The 26,263-nt window shown below is 55.0% G+C and carries 26 protein-coding genes and 1 tRNA gene; 9 read left to right on the forward strand and 18 right to left on the reverse strand.

The genetic code is table 11. From position 1 onward, the window contains the following. Positions 1-34: 34 nt before the first annotated feature. Positions 35-493, reverse strand: a complete 459-nt coding sequence (gene gpt, locus FFB58_RS18810) for a xanthine phosphoribosyltransferase (protein ID WP_032616685.1) — start codon at positions 491-493, stop codon at positions 35-37. A gap of 260 nt (positions 494-753) precedes the next feature. Between gpt and pepD the strand changes: the two genes are divergently transcribed. Then, on the forward strand, positions 754-2,211 hold the full coding sequence (pepD, locus tag FFB58_RS18815; protein WP_138370688.1) for a cytosol nonspecific dipeptidase: 1,458 nt from the start codon (positions 754-756) through the stop codon (positions 2,209-2,211). 146 nt (positions 2,212-2,357) lie between these two features. On the opposite strand, the gene dinB is transcribed toward pepD, so the two are convergent. Beyond that, positions 2,358-3,416 (reverse strand): DNA polymerase IV, encoded by a 1,059-nt coding sequence (gene dinB / locus FFB58_RS18820; protein WP_138370689.1) that lies wholly within the window; start codon positions 3,414-3,416, stop codon positions 2,358-2,360. Positions 3,417-3,575: 159 nt separating this feature from the next. Between dinB and FFB58_RS18825 the strand changes: the two genes are divergently transcribed. Beyond that, positions 3,576-4,421, forward strand: coding sequence for a glycerophosphodiester phosphodiesterase family protein (locus FFB58_RS18825; RefSeq protein WP_138370690.1), 846 nt, complete (start codon positions 3,576-3,578; stop codon positions 4,419-4,421). Positions 4,422-4,454: 33 nt separating this feature from the next. Here FFB58_RS18825 and nqrM read toward each other — a convergent pair whose 3' ends face one another. The 7 genes from nqrM to FFB58_RS18860 are packed head-to-tail and all read right to left on the reverse strand — an operon-like array spanning position 4,455 to position 10,511. Further along, positions 4,455-4,670, reverse strand: coding sequence for a (Na+)-NQR maturation NqrM (gene nqrM / locus FFB58_RS18830; protein WP_171029980.1), 216 nt, complete (start codon positions 4,668-4,670; stop codon positions 4,455-4,457). Next, positions 4,670-5,893 carry an NADH:ubiquinone reductase (Na(+)-transporting) subunit F gene (nqrF, locus tag FFB58_RS18835; protein ID WP_138370692.1) on the reverse strand — a complete coding sequence of 408 codons (1,224 nt, stop codon included), beginning with the start codon at positions 5,891-5,893 and terminating at the stop codon, positions 4,670-4,672. The genes nqrM and nqrF overlap by 1 nt, the downstream gene beginning before the upstream one ends. 11 nt (positions 5,894-5,904) lie before the next feature. Beyond that, positions 5,905-6,501, reverse strand: coding sequence for an NADH:ubiquinone reductase (Na(+)-transporting) subunit E (nqrE, locus tag FFB58_RS18840; protein ID WP_039032088.1), 597 nt, complete (start codon positions 6,499-6,501; stop codon positions 5,905-5,907). Positions 6,502-6,507: 6 nt separating this feature from the next. Beyond that, a complete protein-coding gene (locus FFB58_RS18845; RefSeq protein WP_032616678.1) occupies positions 6,508-7,146 on the reverse strand; it encodes an NADH:ubiquinone reductase (Na(+)-transporting) subunit D in 639 nt (212 codons plus the stop codon). Next, entirely contained in the window at positions 7,139-7,933 is a 795-nt protein-coding gene (locus FFB58_RS18850) for a Na(+)-translocating NADH-quinone reductase subunit C (protein ID WP_138370693.1), read from the reverse strand. The genes FFB58_RS18845 and FFB58_RS18850 overlap by 8 nt, the downstream gene beginning before the upstream one ends. Continuing rightward, entirely contained in the window at positions 7,926-9,164 is a 1,239-nt protein-coding gene (locus FFB58_RS18855) for an NADH:ubiquinone reductase (Na(+)-transporting) subunit B (RefSeq protein ID WP_138370694.1), read from the reverse strand. The genes FFB58_RS18850 and FFB58_RS18855 overlap by 8 nt, the downstream gene beginning before the upstream one ends. Before the next feature lie 3 nt (positions 9,165-9,167). After that, positions 9,168-10,511, reverse strand: a complete 1,344-nt coding sequence (locus FFB58_RS18860; RefSeq protein WP_138370695.1) for a Na(+)-translocating NADH-quinone reductase subunit A — start codon at positions 10,509-10,511, stop codon at positions 9,168-9,170. Positions 10,512-10,935: 424 nt separating this feature from the next. On the opposite strand from FFB58_RS18860, the gene dpaA reads away from it, so the two are divergent. After that, positions 10,936-11,676 carry a peptidoglycan meso-diaminopimelic acid protein amidase gene (gene dpaA, locus FFB58_RS18865; protein WP_039032084.1) on the forward strand — a complete coding sequence of 247 codons (741 nt, stop codon included), beginning with the start codon at positions 10,936-10,938 and terminating at the stop codon, positions 11,674-11,676. Here the strand turns inward: dpaA and FFB58_RS18870 are convergent. After that, positions 11,647-12,414 (reverse strand): class II glutamine amidotransferase, encoded by a 768-nt coding sequence (locus FFB58_RS18870; protein WP_039032083.1) that lies wholly within the window; start codon positions 12,412-12,414, stop codon positions 11,647-11,649. The genes dpaA and FFB58_RS18870 overlap by 30 nt on opposite strands. Before the next feature lie 45 nt (positions 12,415-12,459). After that, on the reverse strand, positions 12,460-13,038 hold the full coding sequence (lpcA, locus tag FFB58_RS18875; RefSeq protein ID WP_039032082.1) for a D-sedoheptulose 7-phosphate isomerase: 579 nt from the start codon (positions 13,036-13,038) through the stop codon (positions 12,460-12,462). Between the two features lie 238 nt (positions 13,039-13,276). On the opposite strand from lpcA, the gene fadE reads away from it, so the two are divergent. Further along, the gene (gene fadE / locus FFB58_RS18880; protein ID WP_039032081.1) at positions 13,277-15,721 is read left to right on the forward strand and encodes an acyl-CoA dehydrogenase FadE; all 2,445 of its coding nucleotides are present in this window, start codon (positions 13,277-13,279) and stop codon (positions 15,719-15,721) included. A 111-nt stretch (positions 15,722-15,832) separates the two neighbouring features. After that, positions 15,833-16,603 carry an amidohydrolase gene (locus FFB58_RS18885; protein ID WP_039032080.1) on the forward strand — a complete coding sequence of 257 codons (771 nt, stop codon included), beginning with the start codon at positions 15,833-15,835 and terminating at the stop codon, positions 16,601-16,603. 97 nt (positions 16,604-16,700) lie between these two features. Here the strand turns inward: FFB58_RS18885 and FFB58_RS18890 are convergent. Both FFB58_RS18890 and dnaQ read right to left on the reverse strand, forming a co-directional pair. Next, positions 16,701-16,777: transfer RNA gene (locus FFB58_RS18890), tRNA-Asp, on the reverse strand. Between the two features lie 130 nt (positions 16,778-16,907). Next, the gene (dnaQ, locus tag FFB58_RS18895) at positions 16,908-17,651 is read right to left on the reverse strand and encodes a DNA polymerase III subunit epsilon (protein ID WP_138370696.1); all 744 of its coding nucleotides are present in this window, start codon (positions 17,649-17,651) and stop codon (positions 16,908-16,910) included. Between the two features lie 145 nt (positions 17,652-17,796). Here dnaQ and rnhA point away from each other — a divergent pair, with 145 nt between their 5' ends. Then, positions 17,797-18,264 carry a ribonuclease HI gene (gene rnhA, locus FFB58_RS18900; protein WP_039032078.1) on the forward strand — a complete coding sequence of 156 codons (468 nt, stop codon included), beginning with the start codon at positions 17,797-17,799 and terminating at the stop codon, positions 18,262-18,264. Here rnhA and FFB58_RS18905 read toward each other — a convergent pair whose 3' ends face one another. After that, the gene (locus FFB58_RS18905) at positions 18,265-18,981 is read right to left on the reverse strand and encodes a class I SAM-dependent methyltransferase (protein ID WP_039032077.1); all 717 of its coding nucleotides are present in this window, start codon (positions 18,979-18,981) and stop codon (positions 18,265-18,267) included. It lies immediately after the preceding gene. Positions 18,982-19,013: 32 nt separating this feature from the next. Here FFB58_RS18905 and gloB point away from each other — a divergent pair, with 32 nt between their 5' ends. Then, positions 19,014-19,769, forward strand: coding sequence for a hydroxyacylglutathione hydrolase (gene gloB, locus FFB58_RS18910; protein WP_039032076.1), 756 nt, complete (start codon positions 19,014-19,016; stop codon positions 19,767-19,769). 71 nt (positions 19,770-19,840) lie between these two features. Next, complete coding sequence (mltD, locus tag FFB58_RS18915) at positions 19,841-21,208, forward strand: murein transglycosylase D (protein WP_039032075.1); 1,368 nt, start codon at positions 19,841-19,843, stop codon at positions 21,206-21,208. Between the two features lie 53 nt (positions 21,209-21,261). On the opposite strand, the gene FFB58_RS18920 is transcribed toward mltD, so the two are convergent. The 3 genes from FFB58_RS18920 to FFB58_RS18930 form a co-directional block, all read right to left on the reverse strand. Continuing rightward, positions 21,262-22,032 carry a class I SAM-dependent methyltransferase gene (locus FFB58_RS18920; protein ID WP_138370697.1) on the reverse strand — a complete coding sequence of 257 codons (771 nt, stop codon included), beginning with the start codon at positions 22,030-22,032 and terminating at the stop codon, positions 21,262-21,264. Between the two features lie 76 nt (positions 22,033-22,108). Further along, a complete protein-coding gene (locus tag FFB58_RS18925; RefSeq protein WP_039032074.1) occupies positions 22,109-22,909 on the reverse strand; it encodes an endonuclease/exonuclease/phosphatase family protein in 801 nt (266 codons plus the stop codon). A 139-nt stretch (positions 22,910-23,048) separates the two neighbouring features. Further along, positions 23,049-24,224 carry an MFS transporter gene (locus tag FFB58_RS18930; protein ID WP_138370698.1) on the reverse strand — a complete coding sequence of 392 codons (1,176 nt, stop codon included), beginning with the start codon at positions 24,222-24,224 and terminating at the stop codon, positions 23,049-23,051. Between the two features lie 104 nt (positions 24,225-24,328). On the opposite strand from FFB58_RS18930, the gene yafC reads away from it, so the two are divergent. Continuing rightward, positions 24,329-25,231 carry a DNA-binding transcriptional regulator YafC gene (gene yafC, locus FFB58_RS18935; protein ID WP_039032072.1) on the forward strand — a complete coding sequence of 301 codons (903 nt, stop codon included), beginning with the start codon at positions 24,329-24,331 and terminating at the stop codon, positions 25,229-25,231. A gap of 30 nt (positions 25,232-25,261) precedes the next feature. Here the strand turns inward: yafC and dkgB are convergent, their stop codons facing one another. After that, entirely contained in the window at positions 25,262-26,065 is an 804-nt protein-coding gene (gene dkgB / locus FFB58_RS18940) for a 2,5-didehydrogluconate reductase DkgB (protein ID WP_138370699.1), read from the reverse strand. Positions 26,066-26,263: the final 198 nt, after the last annotated feature.

Raw genomic sequence — 26,263 nt, forward strand, 5'->3', positions numbered from 1 at the left:
CGCCCGGCATCACCGGGCGTTAAAAATGTATTTATTAGCGGCCTGAAATAGGTGGGACGAATACGACGCCCATATCCCATGGCTGTTCGATCCAGGTATCCTGCGGGATATCAATGACATAATCGTCAACCAGCGGCTTACCGGCCGGTTTAGCGAAGATGGTAACGAAATGCGCTTTTGGATACATTTCGCGGATAGCGACTGCCGTACCGCCGGTATCAACCAGATCGTCAATCACGATGAAACCTTCACCATCGCCTTCAGCGCGTTTCAGCACTTTCAGCTCACGCTGGTTGTCGTGGTCGTAGCTGGAGATGCACACGGTATCGACATGACGAATACCCAGCTCACGTGCCAGCAGCGCCCCTGGTACCAGACCGCCGCGGCTGACAGCGATAATGCCTTTCCACTGTTCGGATGGCATCAGGCGTGCAGCCAGTTTACGTGCATGAATCTGCAACATGTCCCAGGTGACGATGTATTTTTCGCTCATGTGAATTGTCCCAGCCTGTGTTTATACGGCTTAAAAAGTGTTCGAGGGGGAAAATGGTTGCGCGAGATTATAGAGATCTGAAGCACTAAAAACCAGTGCTAAGCGGTTACAGCGGGAGTTTTTACTTGCTTACCCCTACCAGCCGACAGAGAAAGTGGTATTCTCAAACCCACCTCGCAAGTCTGACTTGTGGTAACTCTTAACCTGCTAACCCCGTGACCTGCAAGATTGTCTGCAGGAGATCGACAAGGAGACTTACTGTGTCTGAACTGTCTCAACTATCACCACAACCGCTGTGGGATATTTTTGCCAAAATCTGCTCCATTCCTCATCCGTCCTATCACGAAGAACAGCTTGCCGAACACATTATGGGCTGGGCGAAGGAAAAAGGGCTGCACGCCGAACGCGACCAGGTTGGCAACATTCTGATCCGTAAGCCTGCTACCGCAGGCATGGAAAACCGTAAACCTGTTGTGCTGCAGGCTCACCTGGACATGGTGCCACAGAAGAACAACGACACCGTTCACGATTTCACCAAAGACCCGATTCAGCCGTACATCGACGGCGACTGGGTTAAAGCCCGCGGCACCACCCTGGGTGCGGATAACGGCATCGGTATGGCCTCTGCGCTGGCGGTGCTGGCTGACGACCGCGTTGAGCATGGCCCGCTGGAAGTGCTGCTGACCATGACCGAAGAAGCCGGTATGGATGGCGCATTTGGTCTGCAGGCGAACTGGCTGCAGGCGGATATCCTGATCAATACCGATTCCGAAGAGGAAGGCGAAATCTACATGGGTTGCGCGGGCGGTATCGACTTTATCTCCACGCTGCCACTGACCCGTGAAGCGATCCCGGCAGGGTTCCAGACCTTCAAGCTGACGCTGAAAGGGCTGAAAGGCGGCCACTCCGGCGCTGACATTCACTTAGGTTTGGGCAATGCCAACAAGCTGCTGGCCCGTTTCCTGGCCGGTCATGCTGCGGAACTGGATCTGCGTCTGGTGGATTTCAACGGTGGTACGCTGCGTAACGCTATCCCGCGTGAAGCCTTCGCGACCCTGGCCGTTGCCGCAGACAAAGCCGATGCGCTGAAAAAGCTCTCCTCCGTTTATGTGGATATCCTGAAAAACGAACTGGAAGCTAAAGAGAAGAACCTGACCATAGTTCTGGAAGCAATCGCCAGCGATAAAGCGGCGCTGACTGAACAGTCACGCGATCGTTTTGTTCAGCTGCTGAACGCCACGCCAAACGGCGTGATCCGCAACTCCGACGTGGCGAAAGGCGTGGTGGAGACCTCCCTGAACGTCGGCGTGGTGACCATGGGTGACGACAGCGCAGAGATCATCTGCCTGATCCGCTCCCTGATCGACAGCGGTAAAGACTACGTGGTGAGCACGCTGGAATCTCTGGGCAAACTGTCTGGCGCGAAAACCGTCGCCAAGGGCAGCTACCCGGGCTGGCAGCCGGATGCAAGCTCTCCGGTGATGGCGCTGGTGCGTGAAACTTATCAGCGTCTGTTCAACAGCACGCCGAACATCCAGATTATTCACGCAGGTCTGGAATGTGGTCTGTTCAAAAAGCCGTACCCGGACATGGACATGGTGTCCATCGGGCCAACCATTACCGGTCCGCACTCTCCGGATGAGCAGGTTCATATCGAAAGCGTGGGTAATTACTGGACCCTGCTGACCGAACTGCTGAAAGCGATTCCGGCTAAGTAAGGTGCGGTCTGATGCCCGGCGGCACTGCGTTTGCCGGGCCTACGGACAGTGCCATACGGATTAATGACCTTTGTAGGCCCGGTAAGCTTCAGCGCCACCGGGCAGTAGTTTGTAGGCCCGGTAAGCGTCAGCGCCACCGGGCTTTTTTACAGCCCCAGCACCAGCTGTCGTTCCAGCTGCGGATCCAGCAGCGTGACGTGTAACCCCACCAGCCGAACCCCGCGCCCTGCCCGACGCTCTTCCCAGGTTTTCTTCGCGGTCGCAATCAGATCCTCTTTGTTGAGACGCGGCCAGACGTGTTCCTGCGTGGTTTGCTGAAAGTCGTTAAACTTCAGCTTCACTCCCTGGCGGGCGATCAGCAGATCCGGTTTGACCTTCGTAAGCCGCCGCTCCAGTTCAGGATAAAGCTGTTCAACAATGATGGCTTCGCAGGCGGCCCACTCGTGGATATCCTCGGCCAGCGTCCGTTCCACACCAACCGATTTACGCAGCCGCTCGCTGTTAACGTTGCGCTCGTCAATGCCCTGGCTGCGCTCCCACAGCACGCGGCCAAACTTACCAAAGCGCTTGAGCAGCATCGCCAGATCGCTTTTTTGCACATCTTCGCAGGTGCGCAGCCCCATGCTCTCCAGCCGGGAGGCGGAGACTTTACCCACGCCCGGGATCTTGCCGAGCGGCAGCGTTTTGATAAACGCCGGAACCTCGTCAGGGGTGATCACATACTGGCCGTCGGGCTTATTGAGGTCCGAGGCAATTTTGGCGAGAAATTTTACCGGCGCGACGCCCGCCGAAGCAGTGAGCTGCAGTTCATTGAAAATCGTCTGGCGGATCTCCTGAGCCATCAGCGTGGCGGAGCCGTGACAGTGCAGGCTATCGGTAACGTCCAGATAGGCTTCGTCCAGCGACAGGGGTTCAATCAGGGAGGTGTAGCGGGAAAAGATTTCGCGGATATGGTGAGACGCTTCTTTATAGGCATCAAAGCGCCCCGGCAAGAGGGTAAGATGGGGGCAAAGTTTTAACGCCATCGCGGTTGGCATGGCGCTGCGCACGCCAAACTTGCGCGCCGGATAGTTAGCTGTACTGATCACGCCACGCCGTTCGCGACTGCCGCCAATGGCAATGGGGATATCCCGCAGCGCCGGGTTGTCCCGCATCTCCACCGCAGCAAAAAAACAGTCCATATCGACATGGATGATTTTGCGCATCGTCTTCACCATACCTGTAATTACATCCAGTATAACAAAGTACAAAAAATGCGTCAGCAGTTTTACTGTCTCAATTCTGTCACTAAATCGTGGTACAAGATCCCGTCAATAAATCGTTAAAATTCATTAAGTTAAAATATTTTAAATGGAAAATTATTCATGAAAAAGATGATTATTGCTTCACTGCTGATCGCCACTCACGCCTGGGCGGACCCACAGATTATCGCCCACCGTGGTGGAACCGCAGACGCACCAGAGAATACCCTTCCGGCGATCGCGCTGGCGCTGGAAAACCACGCTCAGGCTATCTGGATTACCGTACAGCTCAGCCGTGACGGCGTGCCTGTCCTGTATCGTCCCAGCGATTTAAGTGCGTTAACCACGGCGCAGGGAAAAGTGTCCCGGTATACCCAGGCGGAACTCGCGACATTTAATGCAGGCGCGAAATGGAAAGAGAATGTCGCCGGTGCCACGATCCCGACGCTGAAAGCCGTGCTTGAACGCTGGCCTGAGACTCCGTTCTACATTGATATCAAATCCCCTGACGCGGACCCGGCAGAAATGGGCAAACAGCTGCTTACCGTGCTGAAAGAGACCAATAGCCTGAAACGCGTGCGCGTGTACTCAACGGAAGATCGCTATCTGGATGCTCTGCCAGCTGAAATTTCACGCTTTGTCACCCGGAGTGAAACCCGTACCCGGCTGGCAAATATCTCGCTGAACCACGTGTGCCAGACGCCAGCAAAGAAAATGGAGGCGTACTGGTACGGGCTGGAGCTGAACCGCAAGGTGGAAGTGGTGGAAAAGTTTACCCTTGGCGAGGGGGTCTCTCCGGCAACCCTGACCTGGGATAAAGAGGCGATGGACTGTTTCCGCTCTCAGGGTAATGGACACATTATCCTGCTGGGAGTGAATTCCGCAGAGGATTACCAGAAAGCAAAAGCCCTGGGAGCAGACGGCGTGATGGTCGATTCTCCCGCTCAGGCGCGAGAGTGGCTGAAGTAAAAAAATCAGGCCGCTATTTGCGGCCTGTTTATTTCAGAGGATCCTGTTTTGCTGGCGCTGTGCATCTCGCTCCATGCGCTTTTTGCGCGCATCGCACGGCTCAGGACAATCGCAGACTTTCTCCATCCCCAGGGAGGAGATGCCGCCGCAGCTGCCCTGAATGCTTTTGCGCTTAATCAGCCAGCCGAGGGACATGCCAAATATCACCAGCACGAAGATGGCAAAGGTCAGCACGAAGGTCATCATCATCAGCCTCCAAAATCATCCAGCATGATGTTCTCATCTTCCACGCCCAGATCCTGCAGCATTTTAATGACTGCGGCGTTCATCATTGGCGGACCGCACATGTAGAACTCGCAGTCTTCCGGTGCGGCGTGGTGCTTCAGATAGTTTTCATACAGGACGTTATGAATGAAGCCGGTATAGCCGGTCCAGTTGTCTTCCGGCTGCGGATCGGAAAGCGCAATGTGGAAGCTAAAGTTCGGGTTATCCCGCGCCAGCTGCTCAAACTCCTCCTGATAGAACATCTCGCGCAGGGAGCGGGCGCCGTACCAGAAGCTGATTTTACGCTGGCTGCCGAGACGCTTAAGCTGGTCGAAAATGTGCGAGCGCATCGGCGCCATTCCGGCTCCGCCACCGATAAAGACCATTTCGGCGTCGGTCTCTTTGGCAAAGAACTCACCAAACGGCCCGGAGATGGTGACTTTATCCCCCGCTTTCAGCGACCAGATATAGGAAGACATGATCCCCGGTGGTGCATCCGGCACGCCTGGCGGCGGCGTAGCGATACGCACGTTAAGCATAATGATGCCCTTCTCTTCCGGGTAGTTAGCCATGGAGTAGGCGCGAAGCGTCGGCTCTTTGACCTCAGAGACAAAGCGGAACAGGTTGAATCTGTCCCAGTCGCCGCGGTACTGCTCAGGCACATCAAAATCTTTATAGGCGACAGTATGTTCCGGGCACTCGATCTGAATGTAGCCGCCCGCACGGAACGGCACGTCTTCGCCATCGGGCACGCGCAGCTTCAGCTCTTTAATAAAGGTGGCTTTGTTATCGTTGGAGATAACCTCGCACTCCCACTTCTTCACGCCGAAGATCTCCTCCGGCAGTTCGATCTTCATGTTCTGGCGCACCGCCACCTGGCACGCCAGACGACAGCCCTCTTTCGCCTCACGCTTGCTGATGTGCGACAGCTCGGTCGGCAGGATATCGCCACCGCCCTCTTTAACAGTGACCCGGCATTGTCCGCACGAGCCGCCGCCGCCACAGGCAGAGGAGATAAAAATGCCGTTGCCAGAGAGCGTGTTCAGCAGTTTGTCGCCCGCAGGCGTCCGGATCTGCTTGTCTGACTCATCGTTAATCTCAATGATCACATCGCCGGAATTGACCAGCTTTGATCGCGCTACCAGAATCAGCCCCGAGAGCACCAGCACGATCAGCGTGAACATCACCACGCCAAGAATAATTTCCATACAATTTGCCCTTACAGCTGCACACCGGAGAAGGACATAAAGCCCAGCGCCATCAGACCGGTGGTGATAAAGGTGATCCCTAAGCCGCGCAACCCGGCCGGCACGTTGGCATACTTCATTTTTTCGCGCAGACCCGCCATCGCCACGATAGCCAGCATCCAGCCAATACCGGAGCCGAAGCCGTACACCACCGACTCGGTAAAGTTATAATCACGCTGCACCATGAACGACACGCCACCGAAGATGGCGCAGTTCACCGCAATCAGCGGCAGGAAGATGCCCAGCGCGGTATACAGGGACGGGAAGTACTTATCGAGGATCATCTCGAGGATCTGCACCAGCGCGGCAATCACCCCAATGAAGGTAATGAAGTTGAGAAAGCTCAGATCAACGCCCTCAACCAGCGCGCTGTCGCGCAGCACCAGATTAAAGACCAGGTTATTGATCGGCACCGCCAGACCCAGCACTACCGTAACGGCAACGCCCAGGCCAAAGGCCGTCGACACCTTTTTCGACACCGCGAGGAAGGTACACATCCCGAGGAAAAACGCGAGCGCCATGTTTTCGACAAACACCGCGCGCACAAACAGACTAATGTAATGAGCCATTGTCGGTTACTCCTTTTCCTGCTGTTCAGGACGCCAGGTTCTCACCGCCCAGATCAGCAAACCGATAATGAAGAACGCGCTGGGCGCCAGCAGGAACAAGCCGTTTGGCAGATACCAGCCACCGTTCTGTACGGTGTCCAGCACGGTGATACCAAACAGTTTGCCGCTGCCGATAAGCTCGCGCAGGAAACCGACCGTCAGCAGGATCACGCCATAGCCAAGACCGTTGCCGATCCCGTCCATAAAGCTGGCCAGCGGCGGCATTTTCATCGCATAGGCTTCTGCACGCCCCATCACGATGCAGTTGGTGATGATCAGGCCCACAAAGACCGACAGCTGTTTTGAGGTTTCGTAGGCAAACGCCCGCAGCAGCTGATCCACCACGATCACCAGCGAAGCGATGATCGCCATCTGCACGATAATGCGCACGCTGTTCGGGATATGGTGGCGGATCATCGAGATAAACATGCTGGAAAACGCCGTCACCAGCGTCACCGCCAGGGTCATCACCACCGCGGTTTCCAGTTTTGTCGTGACCGCCAGCGCCGAACAGACACCCAGCACCTGCAGGGTAATCGGGTTATTGGCGATGAGCGGCCCGATAAGAACCCGTTTAACTTCTTTCAGTTCGCCCGCATCAGCCATTGTTCAGCTCTCCTTCACGTACCTTCTTAAGAAAAGGACCAAAACCCATCTCGCCCATCCAGAAATCAAAGCTGTGCTGCACGCCGTTTGAGGTCAGCGTGGCGCCCGACAGGCCGTCGACAGCGTACTCATCACCCTGACGCGCTCCACCTTTCACCACTTTCAGCGCTGGCTGTCCGTTGTCATCCAGCACTTTTTTGCCGATAAACTGCGCGCGCCAGGCCGGGTTTTCCACTTCACCGCCCAGCCCCGGGGTTTCGCCCTGATCGTAGTAGGTGATGCCCTTAACGGTGCGGCCATCGGTATTCAGGGCCACAAAGGCATACATCATCGACCACAGGCCGTTGCCGTAGATCGGCAGGACCAGCTCCTGAACGCGCTGTTGTTCATCGCGCACCAGATAGATCTCCGCCGTATTGCTGCGGCGTTTGATACCTGCCGGATCCTGGCTGGCATCCAGTTCGGTGCTGCGCTGCGGATCTTTCAGGGCCTTAGCCTGGTTATAGCCAGACGGGTCGGTCTCGAGCAGTTCGCCGGTATTGAGATCCACCAGACGCGACGTGATGCGTGAGGCAAAGGTCTGCGCCACGTCTTCAGCGCTCATTTCACCGTTCATCAGCCCCGCTACGGCCAGGATGTTCCGTTGTTTATCGAGGGCGCGTTGCTCTTGCTGACGGGACTTAAGTCCCACCGCAGATCCTGCCACCACAATGGAGCAGACCAGGCAAAGCACCACCACCACCATCAGCGTCTTGCCGATGCTGTCATTATTTTTAATCTCAGCCACGCGCCTTCCTCCGCTTGATGTTGGCACGCACCACCAGGTAATCGAACAGCGGCGCAAACAGGTTGGCGAACAGGATCGCCAGCATCATCCCTTCCGGATAGGCCGGGTTAACGACACGGATCAGCACGCACATCGCGCCAATCAGCGCCCCGTAATACCATTTTCCTTTATTGGTAAAGGACGCCGAAACCGGGTCGGTAGCCATAAACATCATGCCGAAGGCGAAACCGCCCAGCACCAGATGCCAGTACCACGGCATGGCAAACATTGGATTTGTCGCCGAGCCAATCAGGTTAAACAGCGTTGCGGTGAGGACCATGCCGAGCATGACGCCCGCCACGATGCGCCAGGAGGCGACGCGGCCAAACAGAATGATGGCCCCGCCAATCAGGATCATCAGCGTGGAGACTTCACCTATTGAGCCTGGAATGTTGCCGATAAAGGCATCGAACCAGCTGACCGGCTGTCCGGTGGCGTTATTGACCAGCGCTTCCCCGCCGCGGGCAGCCCACTGGGACAGAGGCGTCGCGCCGGAAAAACCGTCCGCGGCCGTCCAGACCAGATCGCCGGAGATCTGCGCCGGATAAGCAAAGAACAGGAACGCGCGTCCGGCAAGAGCCGGGTTAAGGAAGTTGCGCCCGGTGCCACCGAAGATTTCCTTCGCAATCACCACGCCAAAGCTGATCCCCATCGCCGCCTGCCATAGCGGTAACGTCGGCGGCACAATCAGGGCGAACAAAATCGAGGTAACAAAGAAGCCTTCGTTGATCTCGTGCTTGCGCACGATGGCGAACAGCACTTCCCAGAAGCCGCCGACCAGAAATACCGTCATGTAGATGGGCAGGAAGTAGACTGCCCCCAGCGTCATCATGCTGATCCAACCGGCATCCGCGGCAAAGCTGACGCCCAACATCTGCGCCACCCGGTAGTGCCAGTCGCCCGCGATGATCTGCTGCAGCTGCTGTGCATCATAAAGATGGTTCAGCGCCGGAATGGTTTGCAGCCCGACGTTGTACATGCCCCAGAACATTGCCGGGAACACGGCGAACCAGACGAGGATCATCATGCGCTTGAGGTCAATGGCATCACGCACGTGCGCGGCGCCTTTGGTAACCTGCCCTGGCGTATAGAGGAGCGTCGCCGTCGCTTCAAACAGCGGGTAGTACTTTTCCAGCTTGCCGCCGTGGGTAAAGTGCGGCTCTATTTTTTCAATGAGATGTTTCAGGCCCATCAGTTATCCTTCCTGCTCAATGCGGGTTAACACCTCGCGCAATACGGGTCCGTATTCGTATTTTCCGGGGCAAACGTAGGTGCAGAGCGCCAGGTCTTCTTCATCCAGCTCCAGGCAGCCCAGCGCCTGTGCGCTATCGGTATCACCCGCCAGCAGATCGCGCAGCAGCATGGTCGGCAGAATATCGAGAGGCATCACCCGCTCGTAGTTGCCGATAGGCACCATCGCCCGCTCGCCACCGTTGGTATCCGTTGAGAAGTTAAACAGCTTGTTGCGCAGGAAATGGCCCAGCGTCGTGCGGGTCACGGAGAACTTCTCTTTGCCCGGCATCACCCAGCCAAACAGCTCTTTCTCACGCCCCTCTTTCACCACGCTGACCTGCAAATGGAAGCGCCCGAGATATGCCTGGGTGCCCACCGCATGCCTGCCGCTCAGCACAGAGCCCGAAATATGACGGTTTTCACCCTCGAGGGTTTCGTCCACCAGCAGCTCGTTGATGTCGGCGCCCATACAGGTGCGCACCAGACGCGGATTGCGCATCTGCGGGCCGCCCAGGGCGATCACCCGCTCGGTACAAAGCTGGCCGGTGGTGAACAGCTTGCCGATGGCGATAGCGTCCTGGTAGTTCAGATGCCATACCTGTTTGGTCAGGCTGACCGCCTCCAGGAAATGGATGTGGGTGCCTGGAAGGCCTGCCGGATGCGGCCCGGCAAAGGTGTTGAAGGTCACTTGCCCCTGCGGATGCCCGCCCAGTTTGCCGCCGCTCGCCTGGCAGACATGCACCTTGCCCTCCGTCAGGCGCGTAAGCACGGTCAGCCCGGCATCAAAAGCCTGACGCTCGGCCAGAATGATGGGCTGTGGGTCGGCGCTGAGCGGGTTGGTGTCTATGGCGGTGACAAAGATAGCCGCCGGGACGGTGTCGGGCACCGGGGTTTTGCTGAAGGGGCGGGTACGAAATGCCGTCCACAGCCCCGATTCCAGCAGTTGCGACTGTACGGCCTGGCGGGTGAGCGTGGCGAGATCCAAAGATTCGTGGCGGGTAAACTCGCGCTCACCCTCCCCTTCAGTCCGGATCACTACCGACTGCAATATCCGGCGCTCGCCACGGTTGATGGCGACCACCGTCCCGCTGGCGGGCGCAGTAAAGAGGACCCCAGGATTTTTTTTATCCTCGAATAACGCCTGCCCCTTGATGACGCTGTCGCCTTCCTGAACCAGCATAGTGGGACGCATGCCCACGTAATCATCCCCCAGAATCGCAACGTGGCGGGGCGGCGCGCAGGGAGAAATCTGCTGTTCTGGAATGCCGGAAATCGGCAAATCAAGTCCTTTTCTGATTCTAATCATAGTGTTAATTGATATCCATGAATAACCGTTCCGGCCAGCAAGCCGGACAAGTCAGAAGTCGTTGCACAGGAAAAGAAAGGTGGCGAGAAGTCGCTGATGTGACCAGCAGGATCGCGGATGATCCTGAAAAAGCTCCCTTTCTTGACCTTCGGTCGTAAGACGCGCGCAGTGTACCATTTTCCACCATCATGAGGCAGAGATAACGCAGCGGCGGGTGCTAAAATGCGACCGGTTACGCAAAGTTCTCAATGCCAGCGGAGTCAATCCAGGTTATAAGGTAAAACTATTTTGTAAACCCACGCGCCGACGCTTGCGAAAAAATGCAGTGGTGCTAATGTGAGCGCTCCTAATACAGATAATTCTGAGTTCGGGTCTCTTTTGCCGTCCTGGCAAGTTGGTTAGGTTTTATCAAGGAACATGTAGTATGCGTAAAATCGCATTGTTCATTGCGATGCTTCTTATTCCGTGCGTTTCGTTTGCCGGGCTGCTCAGCAGCAACAGCTCAACAACGCCGATTAGCAAAGAATACAAACAGCAGTTGATGGGCTCTCCGGTCTATATCCAGATCTATAAGGAAGAGCGCACGTTAGACCTGTTCGTGAAGATGGGTGAGACGTATCAGCTGCTCGACAGCTATAAAATCTGTAACTACTCCGGCGGCCTCGGCCCGAAACAGCGTCAGGGCGATTTCAAAAGCCCGGAGGGGTTCTACAGCGTTCAGCGTAGCCAGCTAAAACCCGACAGCCGCTTCTATAAAGCCATCAACATTGGTTTCCCGAATGCCTTTGACCGTGCGCATGGCTATGACGGGAAATACCTGATGATCCACGGTGCCTGCGTGTCGGTGGGTTGCTACGCGATGACGGACAGCGGTATTGATGAGATCTTCCAGTTTGTGACCGGCGCGCTGGTGTTTGGCCAGTCTGCCGTGCAGGTGAGCATCTATCCGTTCCGCATGACCGATGCCAATATGCAGCGTCACAAGAGCTCATACTACGCCGATTTCTGGAAACAGCTGAAGCCGGGTTATGACTACTTCCAGCAGACGCATAAGCCGCCGACCGTTTCGGTGGTGGATGGACGTTACGTGGTCAGCAAGCCGCTGAGCCACGAGGTCGTCCAGCCACAGCTGGCGTCAAACTACTCTCTCCCCGAGACAAAATAAGATCCACTCGCCTGGCATGATTTTTTGCCAGGCTTCATTGCCCGTCAGCGGCTGAGTAGCGATAACCGTGACCACATCGTTGGGTGTGGTTTCGGTCTGAAAATCAATTTCCACATCCTGATCCAGCAGTTTTGCCACACCAAAGGGCGCCCGCCGGGTGATCCAGAACAGGTTCGTCGAGCAGAACGCCATCACATAACGCCCGTCCGACAGCAGCATATTAAAGACACCTTTCTCCCGCAGCTCCGCCGCCAGCGAGGCGATGTATTTAAAGACCGCGGTCATGTTGCCCGGCGTGCGCGGATAGCGTTCGGTCAGCTTGTGTAGCAGCCAGCAGAAGGCCTTTTCGCTGTCGGTTTCCCCCACCGGACGGAAGTTGCCCGTCTCCAGTGATTTATAACCGCTCAGCTGGCCGTTATGGGCGTAGGTCCAGTTGCGTCCCCACAGCTCGCGGGTAAACGGGTGGGTGTTTTCCAGCGCCACTTCACCCCGGTTGGCCTGGCGAATATGCGCCACCACCGAGCAAGATTTAATGGGATAGTCCTGCACCAGTCTGGCAATGGGGGAGTTGAAGCTGGGTTGTGGATCCTTGAACGTGCGACAGCCTTTTCCTTCGTAGAAGGTGATACCCCAGCCGTCTTTATGCGGCCCGGTTCCTCCACCGCGCTGCACCAGCCCGGTGAAACTAAAGCAGATATCGGTTGGCACATTGGCGCTCATCCCGAGCAGTTCGCACATACATCACCTCCACAACAGCGGGGGCATATTGCCCCCAGCGAAGTCTTACTTAACCATCTCTTTTTCGATCAGTTGAATCAGGATATGAATCACTTTGATGTGAATTTCCTGAACACGGTCAGCGTAACCGAAATGCGGCACGCGGATTTCGATATCCGCAGAACCGGCCATTTTGCCGCCATCTTTACCGGTCAGGGTGATCACTTTCATCCCTTTTTCACGTGCAGCTTCGATCGCTTTGATCACGTTGGCGGAGTTGCCTGAGGTGGAAATCCCCAGCAGAACATCCCCTTCACGGCCCACGGCTTCAACATAACGCGAAAAGATGTGATCGTAACCGAAGTCATTGCCCACGCAGGAGATGTGGCTGACGTCAGAGATCGCAATCGCCGGGTAGCCCGGACGGTTTTCGCGATAACGGCCGGTCAGCTCTTCGGCAAAGTGCATGGCATCGCAATGCGAACCGCCATTGCCGCAGGAGAGGACTTTACCGCCCGCTTTGAAGCTGTCGGCCAGCAGGACCGCCGCGCGCTGAATAGCGTGGATATTGGCTTCATCTTTCAGAAAGTTGGCCAGCGTTTCCGCCGCTTCGTTCAGTTCGTTACGAATAAGATCCTGGTACATGAGGATAATCCTTCAGTATTGATGAAATAACAGAGCAAGTTTACCGGATAGCGGTAAAAGCGAGAAGCTAAAGCCGCGCGAATCGTCGGGCGTTTTGCTTTTTTGTGCCGGGTAAAACCTGAACAATGTGAACCAGGTTGTAATTATTTTGTGAATGCATTGCTAAAAGAAATAACATCCACTACAACCATATCATCACAAGTGGTCAGACCTCCTACAAGACAGGGAGCAATTCTTTATGATGATTTTAAGTATTCTCTTAACCGTTGTTCTGCTCGGGGTGTTGTTCTATCACCGGGTCAGCTTAATTCTGAGCAGCCTTATCTTACTGGCCTGGACCGCTGCGCTGGGCGTAACCGGCATCTGGAACACCTGGGTGCTGGTTCCGCTGGCGATTATTCTGGTGCCGTTCAACGTCACTTCCATGCGTAAATCGCTGATTTCAGCACCGGTATTCCGTGGCTTTCGCAAAGTGATGCCGCCGATGTCGCGTACCGAAAAAGAGGCGATTGACGCGGGCACCACCTGGTGGGAAGGCGAGCTGTTCCAGGGCAACCCAGACTGGAAAAAGCTGCATAACTACCCGCAGCCGCGCCTTACTGCTGAAGAACAGGCGTTTATTGACGGCCCGGTTGAAGAAGCCTGCCGCATGGCGAATGACTTCCAGATCACCCATGAGATGGCCGATCTGCCGCCGGAACTGTGGGCATTTTTAAAAGAGCATCGCTTCTTCGCGATGATCATCAAGAAAGAGTACGGTGGGCTGGAGTTCTCTGCTTACGCCCAGGCTCGCGTGCTGCAAAAACTGTCTGGCGTCTCCGGGATCCTGGCGATCACCGTCGGCGTGCCTAACTCCTTAGGCCCGGGTGAACTGCTGCAACATTACGGTACCGAAGAGCAAAAAAATCACTACCTGCCGCGTCTGGCGCGTGGCCTCGAGATCCCTTGCTTTGCACTCACCAGCCCGGAAGCGGGTTCCGATGCGGGCGCTATTCCGGATACCGGCGTGGTCTGCATGGGCGAGTGGCAGGGCGAGCAGGTTCTGGGTATGCGTCTGACCTGGAACAAGCGTTACATTACGCTGGCACCCATTGCCACCGTGCTGGGCCTGGCGTTTAAACTCTCTGACCCGGACAAACTGTTAGGCGGCGAAGAGGATCTGGGCATCACCTGTGCGCTGATCCCAACCAGCACCCCTGGCGTTGAGATTGGTCGTCGTCACTTCCCGCTGAATGTGCCGTTCCAGAACGGCCCTACCCGCGGTCAGGATATCTTTGTGCCGATTGATTACATCATCGGTGGCCCGAAAATGGCCGGTCAGGGCTGGCGCATGCTGGTGGAATGTCTGTCCGTTGGCCGCGGCATTACCCTGCCGTCGAACTCCACGGGCGGTCTGAAATCGGTAGCAATGGGGATTGGCGCTTACGCTCACATCCGCCGTCAGTTCAGAATCTCTATCGGTAAGATGGAAGGGATCGAGGAGCCGCTGGCCCGTATCGCAGGCAACGCCTACGTGATGGATGCCGCCGCTTCCTTAATTACCTACGGCATCATGCTGGGCGAAAAACCGGCCGTGCTGTCCGCTATTGTGAAGTACCACTGTACCCACCGTGCACAGCAGTCCATCATCGATGCGATGGATATTGCCGGCGGTAAAGGCATTATGCTGGGTGAAGGCAACTTCCTGGCGCGTGGCTACCAGGGCGCACCGATTGCCATCACCGTTGAAGGGGCGAACATTCTGACCCGCAGCATGATGATCTTCGGCCAGGGCGCAATTCGCTGCCATCCCTACGTGCTGGAAGAGATGGCTGCCGCCCAGAACAACGATGTTGATGCGTTCGATAAGCTGCTGTTTAAACATATCGGTCACGTCGGCAGCAACAAAATGCGCAGCCTGTGGCTGGGTCTGACCCGCGGCCTGACCAGCGCCACGCCAACCGGCGATGCGACCCGTCGTTACTACCAGCATCTGAACCGTCTGAGTGCCAACCTTGCGCTGCTCTCTGACGTGTCGATGGCGGTACTGGGCGGTAGCCTGAAGCGTCGGGAGCGTATTTCTGCCCGTCTGGGTGATGTGCTGAGCCAGATCTTCCTCGCCTCGGCAGTGCTGAAGCGCTATGACGATGAAGGCCGTCATGAAGCGGATCTGCCGCTGGTGCACTGGGGCGTGCAGGATGCGCTGTATCAGGCGGAACAGGCTATCGACGATCTGCTGGTGAACTTCCCGAACCGCTTTGTGGCGGGCGCCCTGCGCGTGGTGATCTTCCCGACCGGCCGTCACTATCTGGCACCGTCCGATAAGCTGGATCATAAAGTTGCGAAGATCCTGCAGGTTCCGAGCGCCACCCGCTCACGTATCGGGCGCGGTCAGTATCTGGCCCCGACCGAGCATAACCCGGTCGGTCTGCTGGAAGAGGCGCTGCTGGACGTGATGGCTGCCGATCCGATTCATCAGAAGATCTGCAAACAGCTGGGTAAAAACCTGCCGTTCACCCGTCTGAACGAACTGGCTAAAGAAGCCCTGGCGGGCGGCATCATTACTAAAGATGAAGCAGACCTGCTGATCAAAGCGGAAGAGAGCCGTCTGCGCAGTATTAACGTTGATGATTTTGACGCTGAAGAGCTGGCGACGCAGCCGGTAAAGCTGAAAGAGATAGTGCGTAAACCTGAAGCCGCCTAACCCGTTTCAGTACGCAAAAAACCCCGCCTAGTGCGGGGTTTTTTATTGCCACCCGTTTCTGTGATTGTCGTGCTACAGTGTCAAAATGGGGTTATTCGAGGAGTCTTAACTGTGCCTGGTTTGAAGATTACGCTTTTGCAACAACCGCTGGTGTGGATGGATGGTCCGGCCAACCTGCGCCATTTTGATCGTCAACTGGAAGAGATCGCCGGACGCGACGTCATTATCCTGCCGGAAATGTTCACCACCGGGTTTGCCATGGAAGCGGCTAAACAGTCCCTGCCACAGGACGAGCTGATCGCCTGGATGCAGGCCAGAGCGCAGCAAACCCAGGCATTAATTGCTGGCAGCGCCGCGCTGCAGACCGAGCGCGGGCCGGTTAACCGTTTTCTGCTGGTAGAGCCCGAAGGCAAGGTGCATTTCTACGACAAGCGCCACCTGTTCCGCATGGCGGACGAGCACCAGCATTACGAAGCGGGTAACGAGCGCGTCGTATTTGAGTGGCGCGGCTGGCGCATCCTGCCGTTGGTCTGTTACGACCTGCGCTTCCCGGTGTGGTCGCGTAACCGTAACGATTATGATCTGGCCCTGTATGTCGCTAACTGGCCTGCCCCACGCTCGCTGCACTGGCAGGCGCTGCTGACGGCACGGGCGATTGAAAACCAGGCCTATGTCGCTGGCTGCAATCGGGTTGGTACCGACGGCAATGGTCATCACTACCGTGGCGACAGCCGGGTGATTAGTCCGCAGGGCGAGATTATTGCCTCCGCTGAGCCGCATCACGCCACACGTATTGATGCCGAGCTGTCGCTGACCGCGTTGCGAGAGTACCGGGAGAAGTTTCCTGCATGGCAGGATGCCGATCCGTTCAGTATCGGTTAACTGTGTACCGGGTGGCCTTGAGGTTGCCCGGCAAATTTTACCTGGCGAATAAAATGAGAAAGGCCTGAGTCATTGCTGACTCAGGCCTTCTGAATAGTGGCGGAACGGACGGGACTCGAACCCGCGACCCCCTGCGTGACAGGCAGGTATTCTAACCGACTGAACTACCGCTCCGCTGTGTTCCCTTGGGAACGAGGCAGATATTACGGTTTGCCCTCGATCCCGTCAATGCTTTTTCTCAGTTTTTGAATCGCTTGCTGCAAAAACGATCCGAACGGTCATTTTACCAGCGTTTCAGCCACTTTTATCCGCGCCAGAGGCAGCTTCCGCCCTTCTTCTGCACCAGATCGAGACGGGATTCATGCGCCATTAACTCCTCATCGCTGGCAAGTATGACGCGCAGCGCACTGGACTGACGAATAACGCGCTGAATTTCGCTTTCGCCGGACTGCTGCTGTGCATCGCTATCGGAACTAAATGCCAGGGCGGTCTGGCCGCCCGTCATGATCAGATAGACGTCTGCCAGGATCTGGGCATCGAGCAGTGCCCCGTGTAGCGTTCGTTTGCTGTTGTCTATTTCATAGCGTGAGCACAATGCATCAAGGCTGTTCCGCTTGCCGGGGAACATCTTCCTTGCCATCGCCAGGCTATCGGTGACCTTGCAGAAGGTGTCTGTCTTCGGCAGGCCTCGGTTGAGCTTGCTGAATTCATAATCCATAAAGCCGATATCGAACGAGGCATTATGAATGACCAGCTCGCCGCCTTTGATATAGTCGATGAATTCATCGGCGACGTCAGCAAAGGTGGGTTTATCCAGCAGAAATTCATCGGCAATCCCGTGAACCCCAAAGGCTTCCGGGTCCACCAGCCGGTCTGGCTTCAGGTAAACGTGAAAGTTATTGCCGGTAAGACGGCGGTTAACCACCTCCACCGCACCGATCTCAATGATCTTATGCCCTTCATAATGGGCACCGATCTGGTTCATACCGGTGGTTTCGGTATCGAGGACAATGATCCTGTCGGCGTTATGTGTGTCTGCAATACTCATTCTGTCAGCCTGTTCGTTTTAACGACGACATTGTAAACAACCTGACCAGGCGTTCAAAGGCTAATTCACAGGGACTTTATTTTGCAGTGCTGATGGCGACCATTTATGTCAGACTTACCGTTTTGATTACAGGATGTCTGCCAGGATGCGTAAACAGGTAGAGATTTACACCGACGGATCGTGCCTCGGCAACCCGGGGCCGGGCGGCTACGGTGCGATTTTGCGTTATCGTGAACACGAAAAAACCTTCAACGAAGGTTTTCGCCTGACGACCAACAACCGTATGGAGTTGATGGCCGCGATTGTGGCTCTCGAGGCGCTGAAAGAGCACTGTGATATCGTGCTGAGCACCGATAGCCAGTATGTACGCCAGGGGATCACCCAGTGGATCCATAACTGGAAAAAACGCGGCTGGAAAACCGCAGATAAAAAACCGGTCAAGAATGTCGATCTCTGGCAACGCCTGGATGCGGCGCTTAGCCAGCATAAAATCCAGTGGGAATGGGTGAAAGGCCACGCCGGACATCCTGAAAACGAACGTTGCGACGAACTGGCGCGCGCTGCCGCAATGAATCCTCAGCATGAGGATGTAGGATACAAACCGGAAGCCTGATCAGGGCTTTCGGTACTGTCGCGTGGCGCCGACGGCGGCACGCAACCGCGTTTTTGCCTTGCTTTGCTTCATGGGATTTAGCGTCAGAGGGATCGTTCTCTTACGTGCCACAATCAGTTGCATACAGCCCAGCGCCGGAAAATGGGTGCTGAGCATCTTCCCCCCCTGCCGCGTCCAGGGTATCACCTGAAAACCGCTCTGGTACATCACCTCATAATTGAGCAGCGAGAGCCAGTCCAGTTGGCGCATCAGGGTAAACATGCGGCTGTTATACGGCGGGGTGCGGCGCAGCACCGGCACCAGCTTTCGGAGCCCCATCAGGCTCATCGGGTTAAATCCGCTGATCACGAGCCAGCCGTCGTCAATCAGCACCCGATCGGCTTCCCGCAGCAACCGGTGCGGATCATCGCACCAGGGCAGCGAATGCGCCAGCAGGCAGGCATCAACGGATTTCTCAGCAAACGGCAGCTGTAACGGGTTGGCCTTCACCTGAACGGGCTCACCGCCCAGAGAAACATTGACCTGATGCGAAATCGCGCAGCTTTCAGAGTTGATTTCCGCGCTCAGATTGCCAATCTTAAGCAGGTGAAAACCATACATTTTCGCAAACCATGGCTTAAGCTGCTGCTCAAGCGCTTCACGATAGTATTCACCCCAGGGCAACTCCGCCCAGTGTTTCGGTGCGGTAACAATCTGAGGTATCCTTGCCGGTTTCATCAAAACACCCGCCACGCTATGAGAGGTAATGTATGAATCTTAACAGTATTTCTGCTTTTCAGGACAATTACATCTGGGTTTTGAGCAATGATGATGGTCGTTGTGTGATTGTCGATCCTGGCGAGGCTGAGCCGGTGTTGAAAGCCATTGAGCAAAACCAGTGGCAGCCGGAAGCGATTTTGCTGACGCACCACCATCATGACCACGTTGGCGGCGTGGCGGCTATCTGCGCAAAATTTCCGCATCTTGTGGTATACGGTCCCGCAGAGACACAAAATAAGGGAACAACGCGCGTAGTCAAAGATGGCGAAAAGATCCTCATTCTTGGGTTGGAATTTTCTGTAATTGCCACACCTGGTCACACTTCCGGACATATTTCGTACTTCAGTTTTCCTTATCTTTTCTGTGGGGACACAATGTTCTCTGGCGGCTGCGGAAGGCTGTTCGAAGGCACGCCATCCCAGATGTATCAGTCCTTTAAGAAAATTGACGCCCTGCCCGAAGATACTCTGATTTGTTGCGCACATGAATACACTTTAGCGAATATGAAGTTTGCGATGCACATCCTGCCAGAGGATACAGCGATTCAGGAATATTATCGCAAAGTGAATGAGTTACGCGCAAAAAACCAAAAAACACTCCCCGTAACTCTGAAAAATGAACGTAAAATTAATTTATTTCTCAGAACAGATGATGTTGATTTAGTTAAAAAAATTAAAGAAGAAACAAATATGTTACAACCTGAGGATTGTTTTGCATGGTTAAGGTCAAAGAAAGATGACTTCTGACAATTGCGGGTTGCCTTTTTAATTATTCGTCGTTATCATCGCTCGTCTTTTAAGCAACTATTGACACACACATGAAGGCAAAAGCGATATTACTCGCCTCTGTCCTGCTTGTGGGTTGCCAGGCGTCTCAGAACACTGGCAACGTACAACAGCACGCACAGAGCCTTTCTGCAGCTGGTCAAGGGGAAGCAGGGAAGTTTACAAGTCAATCGCGATGGGCAGACGATGGGACGTCTTTCGCACAGGATCAAGACTTGTGGGTCTCTATTGGCGACGAGCTAAAGATGGGAATTCCGGAAAACAGCCGGATTCGCGAACAGAAACAGAAGTATTTAAGCAATAAGAGCTATCTCCACGATGTAACTTTACGGGCAGAGCCGTATATGTACTGGATAGCAGGGCAAGTTAAGAAACGTAACATGCCCATGGAACTGGTACTACTACCCATAGTGGAGAGCGCTTTTGACCCACACGCAACGTCTGGCGCCAAGGCCGCAGGTCTTTGGCAGATCATACCGAGCACAGGGCGAAATTATGGTTTAAAACAGACCCGCAACTACGATGCGCGTCGTGATGTAGTCGCTTCGACGACTGCCGCTCTCGACATGATGCAACGTCTGAACAAGATGTTCGACGGTGACTGGCTGCTGACGGTCGCTGCTTATAATAGCGGTGAGGGTCGTGTACTGAAGGCAATGAAAGCGAATAAAGCACGGGGTAAACCTACCGACTTTTGGTCGCTTCCACTGCCACGGGAAACCAAATTATACGTACCTAAAATGCTGGCTTTGAGTGAAATATTCAAAAACAGCAAACAGTACGGCGTGCAGTTGCCGACCTCAGACGAAAGTCGTGCGCTGGCGAGAGTGCGTATCAACAACCCTGTTGAACTGAGACAGGTTGCGGATATGGCAGGTATCTCGGTGACCAAACTGAAAGCCTTCAACGCAGGTGTTAAAGGCTCTACGCTTGGTAACAGCGGACCGAAGTACGTTCTGGTGCCGCAGAAACACGCTGAACAGTTACGGGTATCTCTGGCGGCGGGTGAAATTGAAGCGGTTCAGTCTACGCTGATTGCGGATAACACACCGCTTAACAGCCGTAGCTATCAGGTACGTACAGGTGATACGCTTTCAGGCATCGCATCACGTCTCGGCGTGAGCACTAAAGATCTGCAGCAGTGGAACAAGCTGCGCGGCTCTAGCCTTAAAGTGGGCCAGAACCTGACGATTGGCGCAGGTAACAGCGCGCAGCGTCTCGCCAATAACAGCGATAGCATTACCTATCGCGTACAAAAAGGTGATTCGCTTTCCAGTATTGCTAAGCGTCATGGCGTGAACATCAAAGATGTGATGCGCTGGAACAGCGATACGGACAATCTGCAGCCTGGCGACCGGATAACGTTGTTTGTGAAAAATAACGCCACCCCGGACTCCTGATTTCAGAGACCAGCTGTGAAAAAGGCACCGATTCCCCTCGGTGCCTTTTTTGTTTATCCCGCCTTTTGGGCTTCCGCCAGAATGGTATCGCTGGTAAACGAGCCCTCTTCCTTCAGCTCAAAGTAGGCTTTGACCTCGGCAGAGGCGCTATCCTGATACAGGCGAATCGCCTGGCTCAGAGCCTCTGGGGTGCGCATACGGGCGATCCACGAAGAAAACTCCAGCGTCAACCGGTCAGTCTGCAACGATCGCGAGATCAGCCCCGCCTCGGTTAACATGGACAACCACTCGCCGCTGGAATAGTTGCGGACATGCGAAGTATCCCGCAGCGCTTCCACCGTCTGTAACCAGATATCACGTACCGGGTGGCCCGGCGACATGATATCCATGATGATAACCAGACCACCCGGCTTCAGTACCCTTTTAACCTCGCGCAACGCCTGGCCGACATCATGCCAGTGGTGCGCCGAATAGCGGCTAATCACAATATCAAACGTTTGATCGTCAAAGGGTAAGGATTCCGCATAGCCCTGACGGGTGGTGATATTACTTAATCCCTTCTCACTGGCCGCGACTGATACCACCTCCAGCATCTGGCTGGACAAGTCGTATGCGGTCACATGCGCCACCTGCTGCGCCGCCACGAAGCTGGCATGACCCGCCCCGCAGCCTAAATCAAGGACGCTGGCCTCAGGAAAATCGGCCAGACGTTCAGCCAGCCGCTGCAAATCGCGCCCGGATGCGTGCACCGCGCTCGTCAGATAGGCCTTAGCCTGGGAGCCAAACTGTTTTTCTACGTTGTCATGATGGGATTGTGTTGTCATTTTGCTGTCCTTCGGTTGATGAAAAATAAAGGGCAGCACCCGCGCAGGCCTGCCCCACGGCAGACCTGACGCACCTCTATCTCTCAGGTTTGCCGGGACTGAATTCAACTAGTAGCGGATTGTGATCGGACGCGCGAGTCACCAGCACAGAGGCTTCGCTCACGTTCAAACCACGATAGAAGACAAAATCGAGGGGGCGACCAAAGGCCTTGCGCCGCTGGTCATCGGTAAAGCGTACTTCGCGCAGCGACATCTCACGCGCAAAGCGATACAGCGCATTCATTCGCGGGCGGCTCCAGGCATTGAAATCACCGGCCATCACCACCGGGCCGCTGTGATGCGCAATCTGATCGCCAATAGGCAGCAACTGCTTACTGTACACATCCACGCCGAGACTGAAGTTGACCGCGTGGATATTCACCACCATCAGCAGACGGGTATCCGGCAGCGGATAGACGGTGACGAGGGCGGATTTCGCCAGGCGCAGAAGCGGTTCGCGTTCGCGCAATGGGCAGCAATAAACGGGATGCGCAGCAGAAAGCGTCATTACTCCTGATGGATGCTGGGGTAAGACAAACGCCGGAACCTGGTCGGCAGCGAGATAGTTGGTGGTTGCAAACCTGACCAGTTCAGGCGTGGTTTGCGCCTCCTGCAACAGCACCAGATGAGCATCTTTGCCAAAATTCTGCAGGACAGATAACCATTCAGCACGTTGCTGTTTGAAGATATTCCATACCAGCACGCGAATTTTTTCGTCGCTGCTTAAAGGCGCCCCCGCAGGTAATGCCTGGCCAATGCTCGCAAACGACCCCGGAGGTAAGATCCTCTCCGCGGGTTGTCCGGCAACATAACGCATGGCATAGGTATTTTTTCGCACGGTGTGAAACGACCTCTATCAACAAGAACCCGTCCAGAATCAGGAGCGGGTTCTAATGTTATAGGGTTTTCAGCTCACACTTTCAACGCAATTACTAAGAAACTCCTGAGTAGTTTTGTCAGTAAGTACTTACATTAAGCTATCCCAGAGCGACGCGAGCAGGCTTATCCAGGCGGCCACTAAGACCAATCAACAGAAAGGCGACCAGCACAATTATCGCCCCAATCCACGGTGTTTGTGACAGACCGAAATGCTCTACCGTCTGCCCACCGATAATCGAACCCAGCGCGATACCGACGTTAAACGCGGCGATATTCAAACCGGAGGCCACATCCACAGCGTTGGGCGTATACAGCTCGGCTTTCTGCACAACGTACACCTGGAGACCCGGTACGTTGCCGAAGGCGAAGATCCCCATCACCAGTACCGTCGCCAGCGCGGCATACTGCATGGAAGCGGTAAACTGGAAGACCATGAGCAGCACAACCAGGGCGGCAAAGATAATTTTCAATGCCGGGACTGCACCATGCTTATCCGCCAGCTTGCCACCCCAGATATTGCCAATCGCCACCGAAACACCATAGCCCAGCAGGATCCAGCTGACGGCGCTCGGTGAGAACCCGGCCAGGTCCTGCATCATGGGTGCCAGGAAGGTAAACGCGGTAAAGACCCCGCCGTAACCCAATGCCGTAATAGCATAGATCATCAGCAAACGAGGATGTGTCAGTACCTTCAGTTGATCGCGCAACGTCGCTGCCGCACGCCCCGGAATATTGGACGGGATCAGTACCAGACTGCTAATCAGCGCAATCACGCCCAGCAGTGAGACCGCAAGAAAAGTTTCGCGCCAGCCAAAATGCTGCCCAATAAAGGTGCCTAGCGGAACCCCTGTGACCAGCGCGACGGTTAAACCACCAAACATAATGGCGATGGCGGAGGCGGCCTTCTCTTTCGGCACCAGACTTGTGGCAATTGTTGAGCCGATAGAGAAGAAGACGCCATGAGCAAGACCCGTCAGCAGGCGGGCAATGACCAGCGTCGTATAATCCGGTGCCTGCCAGGCAAGAATGTTGCCCGCGGTGAACAGCACCATCAATGCCATCAGCAGCTGCTTACGCGGTAGACGGCCTGTAAGCGCGGTCAGCACCGGCGCGCCGATTGCCACGCCAAGAGCATAGATAGAAACCAGTAGACCCGCTGAAGGCAGCGAGATAGCAAGTTGGTCAGCAATCGTTGGAACCAGACCTACAATAACAAATTCAGTCGTGCCGATTGCAAAGGCACTGATCGTCAGGGCAAGTAGCGCCAGAGGCATAAAAAACTCCGTCTCATCAGGATTAAGATGACACGAAGTATGCGCCAGTGTTTAAATAACAAAAATGCTCAAAGTATCAATAAAATTTTGCGGATAAAGCAACAATGAAAGCAACCTCTGAGGAGCTGGCGATATTCGTCGCCGTCGTTGAGAGCGGCAGTTTTAGCCGTGCGGCTGAACAGCTGGGACAGGCCAATTCTGCCGTCAGCCGCTCGGTCAAAAAGCTGGAGATGAAGCTGGGCGTCAGCCTGCTGAACCGGACAACCCGCCAGCTCAGCCTGACAGAAGAAGGTGAACGCTATTTCCGGCGCGTACAGTCCATCCTGCAGGAGATGGCCGCCGCCGAAACAGAGATCATGGAAACGCGCAGCACACCGCGAGGACTATTACGTATCGATGCAGCGACCCCCGTTGTGCTGCATTTCCTGATGCCTCTTATTAAGCCTTTCCGCGAACGTTATCCGGAAATGACGCTCTCACTGGTCTCCTCAGAAACCTTTATCAATCTGATCGAGCGCAAGGTGGATGTCGCGATCCGCGCCGGGACATTAACGGATTCCAGTCTGCGGGCTCGTCCTCTGTTTACCAGCTATCGCAAAATTATCGCCTCTCCGGACTATATTGCCCGCTTCGGCAAGCCTGAGACGATTGATGAGCTGAAGCAGCATCTGTGCCTAGGCTTCACGGAGCCGGTATCGCTAAATACCTGGCCCGTTGCCTGCCACGATGGCCAGCTGCATGAAGTGGTCTGCGGTTTATCATCGAACAGCGGCGAGACGCTCAAACAGTTATGCCTGGAAGGAAATGGGATTGCTTGCCTGTCGGATTATATGATTGATAAAGAGATCGCGCGGGGTGAATTAGTCGAGCTGATGGCGGATAAGCGCCTGCCGGTTCAGATGCCCTTCAGCGCGGTCTATTACAGCGACAGAGCGGTGAGTACCCGGATCCGGGCCTTTATTGATTTTCTGAGCGAGCATGTAAAACAGCTCCCGAAGGAGCTGTAAGAGGGTTTGGAGTACAGAGGGTGGGTTAACTTAATCCCAGTTCGGTGCCAGGCCTTCTGGGCTAACCAGACGATCGTTGCAATTGAGCTCAGCGATCGCTTTTTTGTCATCCTGATCCAGCTTCAGATCCCGCGCCAGCAGGTTGCTCGCCAGGTTTTCACGTTTAGTTGAAGACGGGATCACCGCATAACCTTCGCCCATCGCCCATGCCAGAATCACCTGTGCTGCGGTTGCATTATGCTTAGCAGCAATGCGCAGAATGGTTTCATCTTTCAGCGCCTTGCCGTAAGCCAGCGTCATATAAGAGGTGATATGGATGCCGTGCTGCTTCGCCCACTCCACCACCTGACGGTTTTGCAGATAAGGTGAAAGTTCGATCTGATTAGTAGCGATATTTTCTGCGCCAACGGCGGCAATCGCTCTTTCCATCAATGGGATAGTGAAGTTGGAGATACCAATTTCACGCGTCAGCCCCTGGGCTTTGGCTTCCAGTAATGCCTGCATAAATTCTTCAACGGAGACGGCATCGTTCGGTGATGGCCAGTGGATCAGCGTCAGATCAACATACTCCGTACGCAGTTTCTTCAGGCTCTCTTTAAGGCTTGGGATTAATTTCTCTTTACTGAGGTTCTCAGTCCAGATCTTGGTCGTGATAAAAAGTTCGTCACGCGATACACCGCTTTCTGCGATGGCCTGACCAACAGCTGCTTCGTTGTCGTAGATCTGGGCGGTATCAACTGCACGATAGCCCAATTCAAGGGCGGTTTTAACGGATGCGATAACAACGTCGTCTTTCAGGCGGAAAGTGCCAAGACCGAATGCAGGGATAGTCATGAATTCCTCTTTTCTTCATCATGTTTGTTAATGAAGAGGATTATCGCTATCGGTGCTATGTGAAAAAAGAGCGTATTAAGCAGAGGATTTTTGCGTTAGAAGCAATAATCAAACGACAGGCAAGAAAAAAGCCCTGAGCGTTAGCTCAGGGCTTCTTATAAGTGGCGGAACGGACGGGACTCGAACCCGCGACCCCCT

The sequence above is a fragment of the Enterobacter sp. MF024 genome, from assembly GCF_005843915.1.
GTDB lineage: Bacteria > Pseudomonadota > Gammaproteobacteria > Enterobacterales > Enterobacteriaceae > Enterobacter > Enterobacter barmai.

Coding starts and splice junctions, on each gene's coding strand:
- gpt (WP_032616685.1), bottom strand. CDS start 493: ATGAGCGAAAAATACATCGTCACCTGGGACATGTTGCAGATTCATGCA.
- dinB (WP_138370689.1), bottom strand. CDS start 3,416: ATGCGCAAAATCATCCATGTCGATATGGACTGTTTTTTTGCTGCGGTG.
- FFB58_RS18825 (WP_138370690.1), top strand. CDS start 3,576: ATGAAAAAGATGATTATTGCTTCACTGCTGATCGCCACTCACGCCTGG.
- nqrM (WP_171029980.1), bottom strand. CDS start 4,670: ATGATGATGACCTTCGTGCTGACCTTTGCCATCTTCGTGCTGGTGATA.
- nqrF (WP_138370692.1), bottom strand. CDS start 5,893: ATGGAAATTATTCTTGGCGTGGTGATGTTCACGCTGATCGTGCTGGTG.
- nqrE (WP_039032088.1), bottom strand. CDS start 6,501: ATGGCTCATTACATTAGTCTGTTTGTGCGCGCGGTGTTTGTCGAAAAC.
- FFB58_RS18845 (WP_032616678.1), bottom strand. CDS start 7,146: ATGGCTGATGCGGGCGAACTGAAAGAAGTTAAACGGGTTCTTATCGGG.
- FFB58_RS18855 (WP_138370694.1), bottom strand. CDS start 9,164: ATGGGCCTGAAACATCTCATTGAAAAAATAGAGCCGCACTTTACCCAC.
- FFB58_RS18860 (WP_138370695.1), bottom strand. CDS start 10,511: ATGATTAGAATCAGAAAAGGACTTGATTTGCCGATTTCCGGCATTCCA.
- dpaA (WP_039032084.1), top strand. CDS start 10,936: ATGCGTAAAATCGCATTGTTCATTGCGATGCTTCTTATTCCGTGCGTT.
- FFB58_RS18870 (WP_039032083.1), bottom strand. CDS start 12,414: ATGTGCGAACTGCTCGGGATGAGCGCCAATGTGCCAACCGATATCTGC.
- lpcA (WP_039032082.1), bottom strand. CDS start 13,038: ATGTACCAGGATCTTATTCGTAACGAACTGAACGAAGCGGCGGAAACG.
- fadE (WP_039032081.1), top strand. CDS start 13,277: ATGATGATTTTAAGTATTCTCTTAACCGTTGTTCTGCTCGGGGTGTTG.
- dnaQ (WP_138370696.1), bottom strand. CDS start 17,651: ATGAGTATTGCAGACACACATAACGCCGACAGGATCATTGTCCTCGAT.
- rnhA (WP_039032078.1), top strand. CDS start 17,797: ATGCGTAAACAGGTAGAGATTTACACCGACGGATCGTGCCTCGGCAAC.
- FFB58_RS18905 (WP_039032077.1), bottom strand. CDS start 18,981: ATGAAACCGGCAAGGATACCTCAGATTGTTACCGCACCGAAACACTGG.
- gloB (WP_039032076.1), top strand. CDS start 19,014: ATGAATCTTAACAGTATTTCTGCTTTTCAGGACAATTACATCTGGGTT.
- mltD (WP_039032075.1), top strand. CDS start 19,841: ATGAAGGCAAAAGCGATATTACTCGCCTCTGTCCTGCTTGTGGGTTGC.
- FFB58_RS18920 (WP_138370697.1), bottom strand. CDS start 22,032: ATGACAACACAATCCCATCATGACAACGTAGAAAAACAGTTTGGCTCC.
- FFB58_RS18930 (WP_138370698.1), bottom strand. CDS start 24,224: ATGCCTCTGGCGCTACTTGCCCTGACGATCAGTGCCTTTGCAATCGGC.
- yafC (WP_039032072.1), top strand. CDS start 24,329: ATGAAAGCAACCTCTGAGGAGCTGGCGATATTCGTCGCCGTCGTTGAG.
- dkgB (WP_138370699.1), bottom strand. CDS start 26,065: ATGACTATCCCTGCATTCGGTCTTGGCACTTTCCGCCTGAAAGACGAC.